Origin of the sequence: Brevibacterium sp. JSBI002, assembly GCF_026013965.1 — a bacterium.
Classification (GTDB): Bacteria; Actinomycetota; Actinomycetes; order Actinomycetales; family Brevibacteriaceae; genus Brevibacterium.
Genome location: NZ_CP110341.1, coordinates 667,822 through 682,725 on the forward strand (window position 1 = coordinate 667,822; position 14,904 = coordinate 682,725).

Below are 14,904 nucleotides of genomic sequence, written 5' to 3' on the forward strand. Positions count from 1 at the left end.
CGCCTCAGCGGCGGCGGCCGGGCTGGCGGCGGTTGACCCGCACCACCCGCACCGGGCACACGGCATGCGAGAGCACACCCTGTGACGTCGACCCGAGGATGGTGGAGACGAATCCGCCGCGGCCACGGGAGCCGATCACCAGGAGGTCGGCGGTGTAGGTGGCCGACACGAGCACCTCGGTGGCAGGAGCATCGAAGATCGAGAACCGGACCTCGAGATCGGGGAAGTCTCCCTTCAGCGAGTCGGCAGAGGCGGTGAAGGCCTGCGCCGCCTCGTCGTACATCCGGATGAGATGTTCTTCGCTGGGCATCCACTCGGGCGAGAGGATGTGCGTGGCGGTGACTCCGACGAGGCGCAGCGGAACACCGTAGATCGCGGCCTGCGCGGCTGCGGCACGCAGCACCGGGGTGTCGGTCTCGAAGGGATCGACGGCGGCGACGACCTCACCGGAGAAGTCGGGACGCGACCGTCCGTCCGCCTCGGCGGGGGGATCATCGGTTGTGCGGACGGGATCATCGATGGGCAGGGGAGTCGTCGGCATGATCCGGGTCGGCCACGTGCTCGGGACGACGACGGTGGGGCACTGCGAATGCGCGGGCATGGCCAGTGCCACGGATCCGAGGAGGCGACCGGCGAACCCGCCGCGACCGCGCGCGCCGACGACAGCGAGGGCGGCGTTCTTCGAATGCTCGACCATCACTCCGGAGGCGTCACCGGGCACGATCGTCGTCGACACGGGAACGCCGGCCTTGGTGACGGTGCCGGCGGCCGCCTCGGCGATGTCTTCGACGGTCTTCTTCACGGCGTCGTCGAAATCGGCGGGGTAGACGATATCGGCCTGGCTCATGTTGACGCCGGGGACGGTGTAGGCGGAGACGATGCGGATCTCTGCGGAGGTCTTCTGTGCGTGCGTGATCGCCCACTGCAGGGCGCATTCGGCGTTGTCGGAACCGTCGATGCCGACGATGATCGTGTGGGACATATCGCAAACCTCTGTCTTCAGTGACCGTCAACCTGGGTGAGTCCAGGTTAGTTGTGTCCAGTTTATGGGAAGTGGCGTGAGACTGCCTGGGAAGAACCTCAGGCTGACTCGACTAGACTGTTCGGGACCTGTTGTTCCGGGGCATTCCCGGCGATCCATCGGCCCCATCCGGCCACGTGTCCAAGGAGATCATGAAGGACCAGATCGACGTCTCCGTCCGTCGCAGCCCCAAGTACTCGGTGTTCATGGGCATCGGTGCGGTGCTCGGCATCGCGATCGCTGGAATCCTCGCGATCTTCGTCGACCCGGCCGATATGCCGATGGGCTATACGGTGGCCAAGGGGATGGGCCTGCTGCTGCTCGTCCTCGGGATCGGCGGACTGTTCCTCGGCGGACTCGTCGCCCTCATCCTCGACTGGAGGGGACGGAAGAAGGCGAGGGAATTCCGGGTCGATGCGCAGATCGATATGGTCGACGATCCGAAGGAGATCGCACGCCGCCGCATCGCCGAAGCCCGCGGGGAGGACCCGGATTCCGACGCTGCCGACGACGAGGACGACGCGGAAACCGGACGGGATTCGGCCCCCGGTTCCACAGTCTGAGCACCGGGTCAGGGCGCCGTTGCGGGTATGAGACAATTTCACTCGTGGCAAGAGGAGACGGGCAGCTGACGCACGAAATCGACCCCCAGGACCGCGGACCGCAGGACGAATGCGGTGTGTTCGGAGTCTGGGCCCCCGGCGAGGAAACCGCCAAACTCACATACTTCGGGCTCTACGCCCTGCAGCACCGCGGACAGGAGTCCGCGGGAATCGCTGCCAGCAACGGCAAGCAGATCCTCATCTACCGCGACATGGGCCTGGTCTCCCAGGTGTTCCACGAACGCGATCTCGAGCTCCTGCAGGGCCATATCGCCGTCGGCCACACCCGGTATTCGACGACCGGATCACCGTCGTTCGAGAACGCTCAGCCCACCCTGGGGCCGACCCCATTCGGCACCGTGGCGCTGGCCCACAACGGAAATCTGACGAACTTCGAAGCTCTCGAAGCCATGGCCGATGCCCGCCGCGACCACGCGACGAAAGTCGTCGAGAAGGCCACGAAGAAGTCGGCCCGCACCCGGCCCTTCCGTGATTCCTCGAATGACACCTCCCTGGTCACCGAGCTCTTCGCGACCGAAGACGGAGAGAACCTCACCGAGGCGGCGCTGAGTCTGCTGCCGCATGTCGAAGGCGCGTTCTCGCTGGTCTACATGGACGAGCACACCCTCTACGCCGCGCGTGACCGGCACGGGGTCCGACCCCTGTCGCTGGGCCGGCTGGAGAACGGCTGGGTCGTGGCCTCGGAGACCGCGGCACTCGACATCGTCGGTGCTAAGTTCGTCCGCGACATCGAACCTGGTGAGCTCATCGCCATCGACGAAGACGGTCTGCGTTCGCACCGCTTCGCCGAACCGAGCCAAGCTCGCTGCGTCTTCGAATACGTCTACCTCGCGCGTCCCGACAGCAAGCTCAACGGCAAGAACGTCCACGCCGCACGGACCCAGATGGGCCGACAGCTGGCCGAGGAGTACCCGGTCGACGCCGACCTCGTCATCGCCACCCCGGAATCGGGCACCCCGGCGGCCGTCGGCTATGCCGAGGCCTCGGGCATCCCGTTCGGCCAGGGGCTGATGAAGAACGCCTATGTCGGACGCACGTTCATCCAGCCGTCACAGACTCTGCGGCAGCTGGGCATCCGCCTCAAGCTCAATCCGATCCGGGAGAACATCGAAGGCCGACGCCTCGTCGTCGTCGACGATTCGATCGTGCGCGGAAACACCCAGCGGGCGCTGGTGCGCATGCTGCGGGAGGCCGGAGCGGCAGAGGTCCATGTGCGCATCTCCTCCCCGCCGGTGAAGTGGCCGTGCTTCTACGGAATCGACTTCGCCACCCGGGCCGAGCTCATCGCCAACGGCCTGACCACGAACGAGATCTGCGGGAACCTCGGCGCGGATTCTCTGGGCTATATCTCTCTGGACGGCATGATCGCCGCCACCGAGCAGGAGCGCAGCCAGCTGTGCACCGCCTGCTTCTCGGGCGAATACCCGATTCCCGTCAACAACACCCCCGCCGACAAAGGATGCTGAGTTGAGTTCCGACGTGAGCCCGAAGTCCACCACCTATGCCGCCGCAGGCGTCGACGTCGAGGCCGGAGACCGCGCCGTCGAACTCATGAAGGCCGCGGTCTCGGCCACTCACAACTCCTCGGTCGTCGGTGGAATGGGCGGATTCGCCGGACTCTTCGACGTCTCCGTGCTCAAGGACTTCGAGCGTCCGCTGCTCGCCTCGTCGACCGATGGAGTGGGCACGAAGGTCGCCATCGCTCAGGCCATGGATAAGCACGACACCATCGGCTACGACCTCGTCGGCATGGTCGTCGACGACATCATCGTCTGCGGTGCCCGCCCCCTATTCATGACCGACTACATCGCCTGCGGCAAGGTCGTGGCCGAACGCATCGCCGATATCGTGCGCGGAATCGCAGACGCCTGCGCCTCGGCCGGTGTCGCACTGGTCGGTGGGGAGACCGCCGAACATCCGGGTCTGCTCGGTGCCGCTGAGTACGATGTCGCCGGCGCCGCCACCGGCGTCGTCGAGGCCTCGAAGCTGCTCGGACCGGAGAAGGTCAAGGCCGGCGACGTGCTCATCGGTCTGCCGTCCTCGGGCATCCACTCCAACGGATACTCGCTGGTCCGCCACATCATCGCCGAGGCGGGATGGGGCCTGGATACGCATGTGTCGGAATTCGGGCGCACCCTCGGTGAGGAGCTGCTCGTTCCCACTCATGTCTACACCGGCGAGCTCGCCGCTCTCTTCGACGCACTGCCCGACGCGGTGCATTCGGTCTCGCACGTCACCGGCGGGGGGCTCTCGGCCAATGTGGCCAGGGTTCTTCCGCAGGGTTTGGTCGCGAAGATGTCGCGTGCCTCGTGGGAGATCCCGGCGGTGTTCTCCGTGCTCGGCGACCTCGGCGGAGTGCCGCAGGACGACCGGGAACGCACCTGGAACCTCGGCGTCGGCATGGTCCTCGTCGTCGACGCAGCCTCCGTTGACGGTGTGCTCAAGGCGAGCCCCGGAGCCTGGGTGCTCGGCGAAGTCGCCGCCGATGACGGTTCTCTGGCGACCGATTCCTACTATGTGCAGGGTGCCAAGGGCGTCGACGGCGGCGCCGCGATCCTGCAGTAGCTCTCGAGCGGCTCTGCGTTTCGCTGCGGAGCATCCCTCACCCGTACTCTCACACCCTCGTGCTCCTGCACGGGGGTGTGGTGCTTCCGGTGGGTGATGGCCACGGGACGGGAGGAACTGCACGGAACGGTGGGGGATGCGCGCGAGGGCACAGCCGCCTCGGCGAGGGGATGTCCCGGCGTAGTGGACCATATGCGGGAACGGCAGAGGGCGGGGACCGAAGTCCCCGCCCTCTGTGCGTGTCAGATCAGCCGTGTGCGGCTGGACTCATCCCAGTTCAGCGCTCGTACTCGTCGTCATCGTCGACGTTGTACTTGTCGGCGTAATCCGAGTAGTCGGGTTCATCGTCGTACGGATCGGACGGACCGGACTTGCTCGCGTCGGCGCCCAGCTCCTGCTGGAGTCTATTAAGGTCGGTATCCGGGCTGTAGTACTTCAGCTTCCGAGCTACCTTGATCTGTTTTGCCTTTGCGCGGCCGCGACCCACTGGCGTGACCCCCTCCGTCGTCAATGGGGCCGATTGCCCCGGACTAGATCTCTGCTATGCGCTTAAATCCTACCTGTTCATACTGGGAAGTTCCATTTTGTGAGTGGACCTTGGATAGGCTGAACCCATGGCCTACCGTCGCGATTATGTCGTCACCCTGCGGATCTTCGAACCTCTTGTGGTGCATTCCGAATTGCAAGACAGGCAGGTGGAGGACAACCGGTCACGCATCGAGGAGCAGATCTCCCACGACGCTGACAAGCGCTTGATCTCCCTGCCGCCTTCGCCCGTGGCTGATTCCTTTCGGCGCACTCCGATCTACCTTCCAGCGTCTCAGACCGCGGACGGGGTGGACCGTTTCTGTCCTGCTCAGGAAGACATTCGTGGATGGGAGGCGCTCGATTCGCTGGCCGAGCACACCTCGAAGGCGACCTTGGACATCGTCGCTCCGAAGTCCGCTCGCCGACGTGCCGCCAGCCGTCGTGCGGAGTGGCTGCAGGACGCCAAGGACACGCGGATCTTCACCCGCGTCTCTGCCTGGGACGTGCCCCCGTCGTGGTGGCTGTTCTTCTCTCTGACCGAGGATCAGATCATCACCGAGGAGACCGACGAGGGCCTCCGGGTGCTCATACGTACGGATATCCTGGCCGCCTCGGCGCGCATGGAATGGGCCTCGGAGACGATCGCGGACACCTCGAAGGTCGTCGATATGGTCGAGCAGACCTCGGTTCTGGCCGAGTGGATCGACACCTTCGACATGAACTCGGTCCTCGAACTCGACCTCGGCGGGATGTCCGATGTGCTGTGGCCGAGCGAAGCCGCGGAACTCGTCGACTCGTGGGTCACGGCGCTGAGCAACAACGATTCCGAGTCAGCGGTCGCCGCCTTCCAGAAGTATGCGGCCGGCTGGGAGCAGCTCAACCTCTACGCCCGCAGCTCCTGACCCTAATTGCTACCTGACGGGGGCTGAGCAACCTGGCGCCAGGTTGCTCAGCCCCCGTCAGGTAGCAATTAGGGCGGATAGGATTGTCTGCGAACGAGCCGCACCCGAGAGGACGAGTCCCGCAAGCGTATGGAAGAGAAGAAGCGCCGTCTCCTGACGAGCCAGGACCCCGCTGCTCAGGGGCCTGACCCCGCCGGTGCGTCCGATGGCCCCGGCGCCGGTGAGTCCGCGACCGACTTCGCCAGGTCCGCTGGTACCCCGAAACCCGCGACCCGGGTGAAGCCGCTGTCGAAGGTCTCCATCGGCTGGCGCATCGTCGTTCCCGCCATCGCCTTCGTCATCCTCACCTGCGGACAGTTCCTCAACACGAACGACTTCTTCCCGCTCGGATCGCTCACCCAGTACGCCACCGCCAAAGACCTCAACGGCACCGTGAACTCCACGTGCATCGAAGCACAGTTCCCCGGCGAGGACGAACCGCGGCGCCTCGGGTTCAACGCCGCCACTGTCGGCATCGAACGCGGTGACGTCGAATCCCAGCTCGACCGGGTCATCGCCCACCCCGAACTCCTGCAGTCGGTGGCCGATTCGTACATCCGGCTGCACCCGGACGAACCGAAGCCCGAAACGATGATCCTCTGCCGCACCACCACACAGCTGAAGAACGGCCTGGCCGTCGGCGAACCCGAACAGACGACGCTGGCGAAGTGGGAGGTCCGATGAGCAGCATCCCGACCCTGAGGACCAGCCACACCGAGGCGGCCCCCACGAATCCGTTCCTCCGCTGGTTCATGCCCGAGGTCCCCCTAGCTCGGGTGGCCGTGTTCCGCGTGTTCATCTACCTCTTCATCATCATCGATGTGCTCACGATCTCCGGTGACGTCATCGCCCACGGCTGGACGCCCGAGTTCTACCAGCCACTGTGGCTGGCCCGATTCCTCCATATCCCGGCCGTCAGCGTCCTCGGCGCGCAGATCCTGCTCACCCTCATCATCGTCTTCTCTCTGCTCGCCGCCGCCGGAATCCTCCAGCGCCTCAGCGGCTGGGCCGTCGCGCTCAGCTTCGGCGCGTGGATGTTCTACACGCAGGGCTACGGTTACGTCGCCCATGATCATATGGCGCTCGTCATCGCCGCCTTCGTCCTGCCGACGATCGGAACTGCGCGCTTCCGGGACGTCGGCACCGCCTCGGCGCGGGCCGGCTGGGCGCTGCGGATGGTGCAGATCTCCGTCGTCCTCACCTACTTCTACTCGGTGCTCATGAAGTGGATCGCCTCAGGCAACATCACCCACTGGGCCAACGGTGCGGTCATCATCTGGGCGCTCATCCGCCGCGGCGCCGAATGGTCGAAACCGTTCCTCGAGATGCCCGGCCTCCTCATCGCGGCGCAGTGGGCGACACTCGTCTTCGAGTTCCTTTCGCCGGTTGTGCTGTTCCTCAAGCGCAAGTGGCTGTACGGGGCCGTGGCCTTCTTCTTCCTCTTCCACCTCATGACCTACCTGACGCTGGGCATCCACTTCCTGCCGACCGTCATCTGCTGGGCGGCGTTCCTGCCCCTGGAGAAGCTCGTGCCGAAGCGCTTCACCAGCACGGGCACCGACTAATCCGCGGCGTCGTCGACCCGGCTGAGCGCGCTGATCACAGCACGCACCGCGACACGTTCGGCCGTGTCCGGACGCATCACGGCTACGATCCAGCGTGTCGTCGTCACCCCCGTCAGCGGCACCAGCGACAGTCCCGCATCGCGCGGCGTCGTGAACCGGGGAAGGAGCGCGACCTGGTCCGAGGAGGCGACGATCGCTTCGATGAGCCGGTTGTCCCGGATGCGTTGGACGACGTCGAGGTCGCGACCGGTGAGATGCTCGATCGAGGTGAGGATCGTGTCGAAGGGGTATCCGCGGGGCACTCCCACCCAGCGACAATCGACGACATCGTCCGGGGTCAGCTCGGCGCGATCGGCAAGCCGATGGCCGATGGCGAGGGCCACGTCGATCGGTTCGCGGGCGAGCGGGACGACGGTGAGTCCGTCGGTACCCAGGGGGCGTTCGGCGACGAGGCTGTGTGCGACGACGATATCGACATCTCGGGTCAGCCCCGCGAATTCGTGCTCGGCGAGGTCGACATCGTCCATGCGCAGATCGATGTGCGGGTGGTCCTCCCGCAGCCTGCGCAGCGCATCGGGGAGAAGGTGGGTGAGCGCGCTCGGCAGCCCGGCCAGGGCGATCTCTCCGGCAGCTTCGCCGAGGTGGCCCTCCCATCGGGCCTGCACCCGGGCAAGCGTGCGGGCCACGTCCCGACCACCGTCGGCAAGCAGTCGTCCCGCGGCTGTGAGCGTGAGTCCGCGACCGGCGGGTTCGACGAGAGCGTGGCCGATCTCGCTCCCGGCCTGCCTCAGCTGCTGAGAGACGGCCGACGGGGAGCGATGGGTGACATCGGCGACGGCGGTGACGCTGCCGTATTCGTCGAACAGGCGCAGCAGCTCGAGATGCTTCGGATCGATGACCATGAAGCCATGCTACAGAGTCGATGAAGCACTCTGCGATTGTGCTTCATTGTTCTCGAAGTTGAGAATGGGGCCATGTCATTCAAGCACTGCCTTCTCGCCGCCTCGGTGGCGGTCATGTGGGGACTGAATTTCCTTGCCATCGATCTCTCTCTGGCGCAGTTTCCGCCCTTCTTCCTCGTCGCTCTGCGCTTCGCCCTGCTCGCGGTCCCCGCGCTGCTCTTCGTCCCGAAGCCCGACGTCAAAGCGCGGTGGATCGTCGGCTACGGACTCGGCTTCGGACTGCTGCAGTTCCTCTTCCTCTACTGGGCGATGGCCGCCGGCATGCCCGCGGGCCTCGCGTCCCTCGTCCTCCAAGCCTCGGGCCCCTTCACAGTGCTGCTGGGCATGACATTCCTGCGCGAAATGGTCCGCGGCTCGCAGATGCTCTTCCTCCTCATCGCGATGGCCGGCCTCGCGGTCGTCGGCTGGCAGCGCTTCGACTCGCACGCGAGCTTCCTGCCCTTCCTCCTCACCCTCGCCGGCGCCTTCGGCTGGGCGATCGGCAATATCTGTAACCGGCAGGCCCACACCACTGAGCCGATCAAGCTGACGATGTGGATGTCGCTCGTCCCGCCCGTGCCGATGCTCGCCCTCTCCCTTGCGGTCGAAGGACCCGACCGGGTCGGGGCGTCGTTTTCGGGACTGACCACACCGACAGGGCTGCTCGCGATCGCGGGACTGCTCTACACCGTGGTCATCGCGACGATCCTCGGTTCGGGCATCTGGTCGTGGCTGATGTCGCGCAACCCCGCCGGAGTCGTCGCCCCCTTCTCGATGCTCGTGCCCGTCGTCGGAATGAGCGCGGCGTTCGTCTTCATCGGCGAGCGGGTCACCGTCGGCGAGCTGTGCGGGGCCGTCCTCGTCATCATCGGGGTCCTCGGCGCGGGTCTCAAAGCTGCGAAAGGTGCGAAGATCCTCGCCGCCGCCGAGGCGGTCGTGCCCGTGAGTGCGCAAACGGAAGAATTCGACGCGGACGATTCCATCAGGGCCAGTTGACAGGTGTTCGAACCGCAACCCGGAGACGTCACTGCCCAGGACGTCGCGGCAACCCTGCGACGCGTCACACCGCTGAGGCCGACTCAAATTGACCTGGAGAACGAGATGGCCGAAGTCATCTCCGGCGCCATGTACTGGCAGCGTCCTCACGGTGCCGATCAGATCGCTGCTGACCCAGAGGTGCGTGACGCTCTGCGCCCCTTCGCGGAGATGCTCATATCCACTGGCCTGCTCGATGTCTGGACCGCGCCTCTGCACCCGGGCAATCAATGGGCTCTGGCTTGGGACGACGCAGATCATCGCAGTGGGCTGCCTGCAGTATTCGACCGGCCCCTAGGCCCTGTTGATTCGACAGCGGCGCCTGCGATCACGCTGACCGATCTCTATCCGCCTCTCGAAGGAGACGGGGCGAGTCTCTCGTGGGGATTGGACGAGTGGCTTGCAGATGTCCTCACCACGGAAACCCGTTACCGTCACGATTTCGCCAAGAACCCGTATATGGAGCTCAGCGGCGAATGGTGGTCGACTCCGCCAGACGGGCTCTGGTCGTCGACGGGGACCTGGCCGGACGGAACCCTGATCGGCGTCGAACTCGTCGAGGACGATTTCGGTCTCGAGCGTGCCCGAGCCTGCCGTCTGCGACTGCGCACGGACGCTCGCATCGCCGAGATCCGGACATCCGAGGATTGGGCCGATCTGTGCCGCCGCTACCCGCTCGACGTCACCGCCCAGCGCCGCTATGTCTGGTCCGAGACCACCGGGCGCAAGGGCCGCTGGGTCATCCCCGACTGGTCACGGGTGGCCGAGGAATTCGACGGTGTCCACGTCGGTCTGGCCGGCTATCTGCGCACGGCCGGTGCGGTCATCGACTTGGCGGAGGGCCGCCTCGGCGAGGAAGCGGAGACCGTCCCCACGGCAGGTAACACGGACGACCGGACGGCGAGTCTCGTGGCGGGCTGGCACCCGGATACGACGTACTGGCTGAACAACGTCATCGAGGCCGTCACCGAGGTGGCCGAATGGCACTATGACAGCGACGCTGATCGGTGGGTGCAGGACTGAGTGAGCTGAATGAAAGTCAGTCGCCCGGGGCCAGGCTCGGGGCCTCCGTGATCCCGAACCGGGACTTGAGAGCCCGGCGGGCGGCGAACCAGCCGTTCATTCCGTGCACGCCAGGTGCCGGCGGGGTCGCTGCCGAGCACAGGTAGGCACCGGGCACGCCGAGGCTGTAGTTGTCCCAGCTGGTGCGCGGGCGGGCCATCATCCGGTAGAAGGAGACGATGCCGGTGGCGATGTCCCCGCCGATGTAGTTCTGGTTGTGGCCGGCCATCTCGGAGGCGGGGATCGCGTTGTGCGCGACGATGCGGTCGCGGAAGCCCGGGGCGAAGCGTTCGAGCTGGCGGGTGATGTACTCGGTCGGGTCGAGCGGGCAGTCGAAGGGCACGTGCGCATACGTCCACAGCGGTCGCAGGCCGTTCACCTCGCGGGATGGGTCGAAGACGGTCGGATCCGAGACGAGGCACACGGGATCGGCGGGCATGCGACCGGACATCACCTGTGCCTCGGCGGCGGCCATCTGCGCCCGGGATCCGCCGATGTGGATAGTGCCGGCACGTCCGACCGCGGGATCGGACCAGGGGGCCGGGCCGTCGAGGACGAAGTCGACCTTGGCAGCGGCGTTGCCGTGTTTGAAGCTGCGCAGAGCTTTGTCGACGTGGCTCGGGATGAGGCCGGAGAAGATCTGCGCGGCGTTCAGCGCCGAGGTGTCGAGCAGGTAGGCGCGGGCAGCGGGCATGTCCGATACGTGGTCGATGCGCGCATCCGTGTGCACGGTTCCGCCGTGGGCTTCGAGGTCGGCGACGAGGTAGTCGATGATCGACTGCGATCCGCCGATGGGGGAGGGCCAGCCGCCCGCGTGGGCGACGGTCGAGAGCATCGTGGCCGTGGCCGCGGTGCCCATGGCCGGCAATCCGCCGATCGCGTGCGCGGCGACTCCGGTGAACAGGGCCTGGGACGATTCGTGGGAGAGCGGAATGTTCCATGCGGGGCTGGCCTGGGACAGGAGTCGCAGGCCGAACTTGACGACGTTCGCGATGCCGGGGAGATCGCGCAGGGTCTCCGGTACGGAACGTTTGTCCCCGAGGGAGAGCCAGATCGCGTCATCGACCCGATCGAGCAGCGGGGCGAAGAATCGCCGCCATTCCGGTCCGGCCGCGCCGAGGTGGTCGACCGTCTTCTCGAGATCGTGGAAGGCCAGCGCGGCGGGCTTGCCGTCGAGGGGCTGGGCGTAGGAGACCTCGGGGGTGGTGAACTCGAGGCCGCGGGCGCGCAGATCGAAGTCGACGAAGAAGGGGCTGGCGATGGCCAGTGGGTGGACGGCCGAGCAGATGTCATGAGTGACGCCGGGGGCCAGACCGAGGTCGAGGGTGCGGGCGCCGCCGCCGATCGTCGGCTGAGCCTCGTAAACTTCGACGCTCAGCCCGGCACGGGCCATGGTGACGGCGGCGGCCATGCCGTTCGGGCCGGATCCGACGACGACTGCATCTACACCTGTGCTCATGGGGCCAGTCTAGGTCAGTGAGGTGTGCGGCTGCGGTGTGCGTTCCCTGGCGGCTCAGTTGTCGTACACGTTGTCGAAGAAAGCGCATTCGAGGTCGACGGCGTGCCGCCACACGCGGGTCAGGGACTCGGCGGCTTCGGCGTCGCCGGAGGGAAATACGCGCTCGAGCTCGTCGACGAGGAACTGCACCCACCCGTGAAAGGCCTCGCCTCGGTGGAGGTCGATCCAGCCTCGGTGAATATGTCGCGGCGGCATGTCCATCCGGGACTCGGCCCAGTCGAGATAGAGCCATTCGGCGACAACGAGGACGACGAGCAGCTGCGGATACGACGCCGAAGCGACTGACGAGTCCATGAGATCGCGGAACCCAACCGTCGGGGCGGTCAGTTCCGGGTGGAGATAATCGGCTGTATCGACTCCCAATTCGGCGAAGGAGTCGACGAAGTAGGTGTCCTCATCGGCGACGAGCATTCCCAGCTGTCGGGCGAACCGCAGCTTCGCCTCGAGTTCATCGGCGTGGGCCACGCACGCGCCGAGCATCGACAGAAACGACTCGAAGAACTGATAGTCCTGCACCAGATAGTCGCGCATTACCGTGTCGTCGATGCGGCCGGCGAAGAGCTCCCGGACGAACCGGTGTTCGACGGCTCCCGTCCACTGCCAGCTGGTCGAACTCACCAGTGCTGATACCGCTCCGTAGGCGTCCACGGTGATCGATGTGTCGAAATCTGTGGTGGTCATTGCTTGTCCACTCCCTCCGCCGGTGTTCACCGGATCAGGTTCAAAGGGTCTGCATGCGCACTCTCAGCGCCGGTCCTTTCGGCGCTCCCCTGTAGCACTTCGACACTATCACCACGCTGCGGGCCCGGCGGGGGATACCGACTGTGGGGCCGCCTCGGCGAGGGCATCGGCGATGAAATCGGCGATACGGTCCGCGGCAGGCTGACGACCTGCCGACTGCTCGGCGGACTCGACGGATGGGTTGTAGTTCGTGTTCGTGTTGATGTCGTAGACGACCTGACGGCCGTCGGCGGTCTCGATGAACTCGATGCCGGCGATCTCGATGCCGAGGTCGGCCAACAGCGTCTCGAGCCCGGCGATGAGCGGTGTTCCGGCCGTGATCTCCTCACGGCGGGCGAACTGGGGGACCGCCTCGACGTCGGGATCGGGCCCGGCACCCGGAATCGTGCAGGCATCGGCCGGGCACAGCTCGAATGACCCACCTGAGACGTCGACGCGCACCGCATAGTGGAAGCGTCCGCCGATGAATTCGGCACGGGTGATAAACGGCTGGGCAGGCTGCACATACTCCTGGATGAGGGTGATGCCGTCGATCGGCGCATTCGCTCCACCGGGCGCGAACTCATCGGCGACCGCCTCGAGTTCGGCACGGGAGTCGAAGCGACGCACACCGAGGCCCTTGCCGCCCTGATTGTGCTTCGTGATGAACGGGGGAGTGAAGCCGGCCGCGGCCTCGACGAGCGCCCGCGGTCCGAACGCGGCCGCGGTGCGCGGCACGTCGAAGCCCCGGCCAGCCAGCTCGCGATGCTGACGGATCTTGCTGACCTCGAGCTCATAGACGTCGCGACCGTTGATGACTCGGCGGCCGGCGGCGGCGAGCCAGTCGAGGACCGCACGTCCGTACTCCTTCACATACGGATCGGTCCGGGTGTGCGCCGACGCCGACAGCCGCGACCAGAACAGCCCGGCAGGGGGTTCCGCGGCAAGATCGATCGTGGTCTCGGGCAGCAGCCATTCGACATGGGCGACGCCGAGGCGGTCGAGCGCATCCGTGAACGGGGCGATCCATTCCGGATTGTCGTGGATGATGTGCACCGCGGCAGCATTGCCGACGGGCAGCATGTGAGAACTCATCGCGCACCTTTGCTCGGGGTGCCGGCGCGATCGCTCGCCCGGCGGATCTGCTCAACGATCTTACGCCACCCCGACCGTCGTTGGCCCCTTCGTCATGTCCGTGGTGCGGCGTAGACTCAGGTCATGGCTATCGCAAAGCAACCTGTGGTCGTACTCGATGCTCCCGACGCCGCCGAGCTCGCAGAGTTCTACGGCCAGCTCCTCGATTGGAAGGTCGCGGTCGAGGAGGACGGCACCTGGGCGGAAGTCACCTCCGATTCTTGGCCCCCGCTGTGCATTCAGCAGGTCGAGGACTACCACGCGCCCAGCTGGCCCGGTCAGGCCCACCCGCAGCAGATGCACCTCGACGTCATCGTCGACGACCTCGATGTTGCTGAGGAGTCCGTGCTCGAGATCGGTGCGGGCAAGGCCCCAGAGCAGCCGGGAGAGACGTTCCGCGTGTTCCTCGACCCGGCCGGTCACCCGTTCTGCCTGTGCAAAGGATGACCACACCATCACCGAGGCGGCCCCACCCGTCCGTGGTGTGCTGAGTCATGCGCGCGCTCGCCTCGTTTGCCGACCGTAATCCTGTCCTGTGGGCCAATGGTGCCGGTCAGACCACTGAGCTCGTCTCCCTGGCTGACTCCGCGCAGCTGACTCCGGGGCTGCGTCCTTGGCGGTTGAGCATCGCTCGACTCGAACGCGTGGGCCCGTTCTCAGCGCTGCCCGGAGTGGCGCGCACCTTCCTCCCCACCGCCGAGGTGGTCCTGGAGATCGACAGAATCGTGCACCCGGTGCCGGCGTTGCGCGCGGAACATTTCCTCGGAAGTCAGGACGTGAACCTCGTCGAACTGGCAGCGCCCTGTTTCGCCGTCAACCTCATGGTCGCCGACGACGGTATGGACGACTCCGCTCACGACACCGGCACGGGCGCGGGCAGCGAAACCGAATGTGCCTGCGGCGAGCTGCAGATGGGCATCGGCGAGCAGCTCCCGGCCAGCAGATTCCGGTTTGTGCTCACTCTCGAAGCGGGGTTGGATCTCCCGTGTTTTCAACTGCTGGAACTCGAGCCGGGTGAGGTTGCTCCAGAGGAGGTCTCGATGGCGTATCTTCACTCCGAAAGTGGCGACGCGCACATCTGAGAAATCGGTGAGAACCTACTGTAGTGGGCGTCACATTCCCGCGTATCGTCCCAGGTGACGGTGCCGTTTCCGGGCATTTTCATCAGGCCTTTCTCAGCTTCGGACGGGTAGTGTCAGGATCCCCGAACGTGCATGTTCGAGAATGGTTCTCCACCGGAAATTGGAGGA

At 65.9% G+C, this 14,904-nt stretch carries 16 protein-coding genes and 1 riboswitch; of the genes, 10 read left to right on the forward strand and 6 right to left on the reverse strand.

The window, feature by feature from the left end:
- Positions 1 to 4 precede the first annotated feature (4 nt).
- Entirely contained in the window at positions 5 to 982 is a 978-nt protein-coding gene (locus tag LJ362_RS02855) for a universal stress protein (RefSeq protein WP_264800663.1), read from the reverse strand.
- Positions 983 to 1,173: 191 nt separating this feature from the next.
- Here LJ362_RS02855 and LJ362_RS02860 point away from each other — a divergent pair, with 191 nt between their 5' ends.
- The 3 genes from LJ362_RS02860 to purM are packed head-to-tail and all read left to right on the forward strand — an operon-like array spanning position 1,174 to position 4,209.
- The gene (locus LJ362_RS02860) at positions 1,174 to 1,584 is read left to right on the forward strand and encodes a hypothetical protein (protein WP_264800664.1); all 411 of its coding nucleotides are present in this window, start codon (positions 1,174 to 1,176) and stop codon (positions 1,582 to 1,584) included.
- A gap of 44 nt (positions 1,585 to 1,628) precedes the next feature.
- Positions 1,629 to 3,110: an amidophosphoribosyltransferase gene (purF, locus tag LJ362_RS02865; RefSeq protein WP_264800665.1), complete on the forward strand. Its 1,482-nt coding sequence runs from the start codon at positions 1,629 to 1,631 to the stop codon at positions 3,108 to 3,110.
- A gap of 1 nt (position 3,111) precedes the next feature.
- Complete coding sequence (purM, locus tag LJ362_RS02870; protein WP_264800666.1) at positions 3,112 to 4,209, forward strand: phosphoribosylformylglycinamidine cyclo-ligase; 1,098 nt, start codon at positions 3,112 to 3,114, stop codon at positions 4,207 to 4,209.
- A 277-nt stretch (positions 4,210 to 4,486) separates the two neighbouring features.
- Here the strand turns inward: purM and LJ362_RS02875 are convergent, their stop codons facing one another.
- The gene (locus LJ362_RS02875) at positions 4,487 to 4,696 is read right to left on the reverse strand and encodes a DUF3073 domain-containing protein (protein WP_264800667.1); all 210 of its coding nucleotides are present in this window, start codon (positions 4,694 to 4,696) and stop codon (positions 4,487 to 4,489) included.
- Between the two features lie 127 nt (positions 4,697 to 4,823).
- Here LJ362_RS02875 and LJ362_RS02880 point away from each other — a divergent pair, with 127 nt between their 5' ends.
- The 3 genes from LJ362_RS02880 to LJ362_RS02890 all read left to right on the forward strand — a co-directional run bounded on the left by LJ362_RS02880 (position 4,824) and on the right by LJ362_RS02890 (position 7,243).
- Positions 4,824 to 5,639: a hypothetical protein gene (locus LJ362_RS02880; protein ID WP_172175322.1), complete on the forward strand. Its 816-nt coding sequence runs from the start codon at positions 4,824 to 4,826 to the stop codon at positions 5,637 to 5,639.
- 129 nt (positions 5,640 to 5,768) lie between these two features.
- Positions 5,769 to 6,362: a hypothetical protein gene (locus tag LJ362_RS02885; RefSeq protein ID WP_264800668.1), complete on the forward strand. Its 594-nt coding sequence runs from the start codon at positions 5,769 to 5,771 to the stop codon at positions 6,360 to 6,362.
- Positions 6,359 to 7,243: a hypothetical protein gene (locus tag LJ362_RS02890; protein ID WP_264800670.1), complete on the forward strand. Its 885-nt coding sequence runs from the start codon at positions 6,359 to 6,361 to the stop codon at positions 7,241 to 7,243. Before LJ362_RS02885 ends, LJ362_RS02890 begins: the two co-directional genes overlap by 4 nt.
- Here the strand turns inward: LJ362_RS02890 and LJ362_RS02895 are convergent.
- On the reverse strand, positions 7,240 to 8,145 hold the full coding sequence (locus LJ362_RS02895) for a LysR family transcriptional regulator (RefSeq protein WP_219922503.1): 906 nt from the start codon (positions 8,143 to 8,145) through the stop codon (positions 7,240 to 7,242). The genes LJ362_RS02890 and LJ362_RS02895 overlap by 4 nt on opposite strands.
- A 72-nt stretch (positions 8,146 to 8,217) precedes the next feature.
- Between LJ362_RS02895 and LJ362_RS02900 the strand changes: the two genes are divergently transcribed.
- Together LJ362_RS02900 and LJ362_RS02905 are read left to right on the forward strand one after the other, a co-directional pair.
- Positions 8,218 to 9,180: an EamA family transporter gene (locus LJ362_RS02900; protein WP_264800673.1), complete on the forward strand. Its 963-nt coding sequence runs from the start codon at positions 8,218 to 8,220 to the stop codon at positions 9,178 to 9,180.
- 105 nt (positions 9,181 to 9,285) lie between these two features.
- Positions 9,286 to 10,242 carry a hypothetical protein gene (locus LJ362_RS02905; RefSeq protein ID WP_264800674.1) on the forward strand — a complete coding sequence of 319 codons (957 nt, stop codon included), beginning with the start codon at positions 9,286 to 9,288 and terminating at the stop codon, positions 10,240 to 10,242.
- Between the two features lie 16 nt (positions 10,243 to 10,258).
- Here LJ362_RS02905 and LJ362_RS02910 read toward each other — a convergent pair whose 3' ends face one another.
- The 3 genes from LJ362_RS02910 to LJ362_RS02920 form a co-directional block, all read right to left on the reverse strand.
- Entirely contained in the window at positions 10,259 to 11,740 is a 1,482-nt protein-coding gene (locus LJ362_RS02910) for a phytoene desaturase family protein (protein ID WP_264800675.1), read from the reverse strand.
- Positions 11,741 to 11,794: 54 nt separating this feature from the next.
- A complete protein-coding gene (locus tag LJ362_RS02915) occupies positions 11,795 to 12,481 on the reverse strand; it encodes a TenA family protein (protein WP_264800676.1) in 687 nt (228 codons plus the stop codon).
- Positions 12,476 to 12,582, reverse strand: a riboswitch (TPP riboswitch). Its footprint overlaps the gene before it by 6 nt.
- A gap of 7 nt (positions 12,583 to 12,589) precedes the next feature.
- Positions 12,590 to 13,615, reverse strand: a complete 1,026-nt coding sequence (locus LJ362_RS02920) for an ATP-grasp domain-containing protein (protein ID WP_264800677.1) — start codon at positions 13,613 to 13,615, stop codon at positions 12,590 to 12,592.
- 123 nt (positions 13,616 to 13,738) lie between these two features.
- Between LJ362_RS02920 and LJ362_RS02925 the strand changes: the two genes are divergently transcribed.
- Positions 13,739 to 14,101, forward strand: a complete 363-nt coding sequence (locus tag LJ362_RS02925; RefSeq protein WP_101546338.1) for a VOC family protein — start codon at positions 13,739 to 13,741, stop codon at positions 14,099 to 14,101.
- A gap of 47 nt (positions 14,102 to 14,148) precedes the next feature.
- Entirely contained in the window at positions 14,149 to 14,736 is a 588-nt protein-coding gene (locus LJ362_RS02930) for a HutD family protein (RefSeq protein WP_264800678.1), read from the forward strand.
- The last annotated feature ends 168 nt before the right edge of the window (positions 14,737 to 14,904 follow it).

Coding starts and splice junctions, on each gene's coding strand:
- LJ362_RS02855 (WP_264800663.1), bottom strand. CDS start 982: ATGTCCCACACGATCATCGTCGGCATCGACGGTTCCGACAACGCCGAA.
- LJ362_RS02860 (WP_264800664.1), top strand. CDS start 1,174: ATGAAGGACCAGATCGACGTCTCCGTCCGTCGCAGCCCCAAGTACTCG.
- LJ362_RS02880 (WP_172175322.1), top strand. CDS start 4,824: ATGGCCTACCGTCGCGATTATGTCGTCACCCTGCGGATCTTCGAACCT.
- LJ362_RS02885 (WP_264800668.1), top strand. CDS start 5,769: ATGGAAGAGAAGAAGCGCCGTCTCCTGACGAGCCAGGACCCCGCTGCT.
- LJ362_RS02890 (WP_264800670.1), top strand. CDS start 6,359: ATGAGCAGCATCCCGACCCTGAGGACCAGCCACACCGAGGCGGCCCCC.
- LJ362_RS02895 (WP_219922503.1), bottom strand. CDS start 8,145: ATGGTCATCGATCCGAAGCATCTCGAGCTGCTGCGCCTGTTCGACGAA.
- LJ362_RS02900 (WP_264800673.1), top strand. CDS start 8,218: ATGTCATTCAAGCACTGCCTTCTCGCCGCCTCGGTGGCGGTCATGTGG.
- LJ362_RS02905 (WP_264800674.1), top strand. CDS start 9,286: ATGGCCGAAGTCATCTCCGGCGCCATGTACTGGCAGCGTCCTCACGGT.
- LJ362_RS02910 (WP_264800675.1), bottom strand. CDS start 11,740: ATGAGCACAGGTGTAGATGCAGTCGTCGTCGGATCCGGCCCGAACGGC.
- LJ362_RS02915 (WP_264800676.1), bottom strand. CDS start 12,481: ATGACCACCACAGATTTCGACACATCGATCACCGTGGACGCCTACGGA.
- LJ362_RS02920 (WP_264800677.1), bottom strand. CDS start 13,615: ATGAGTTCTCACATGCTGCCCGTCGGCAATGCTGCCGCGGTGCACATC.
- LJ362_RS02925 (WP_101546338.1), top strand. CDS start 13,739: ATGGCTATCGCAAAGCAACCTGTGGTCGTACTCGATGCTCCCGACGCC.
- LJ362_RS02930 (WP_264800678.1), top strand. CDS start 14,149: ATGCGCGCGCTCGCCTCGTTTGCCGACCGTAATCCTGTCCTGTGGGCC.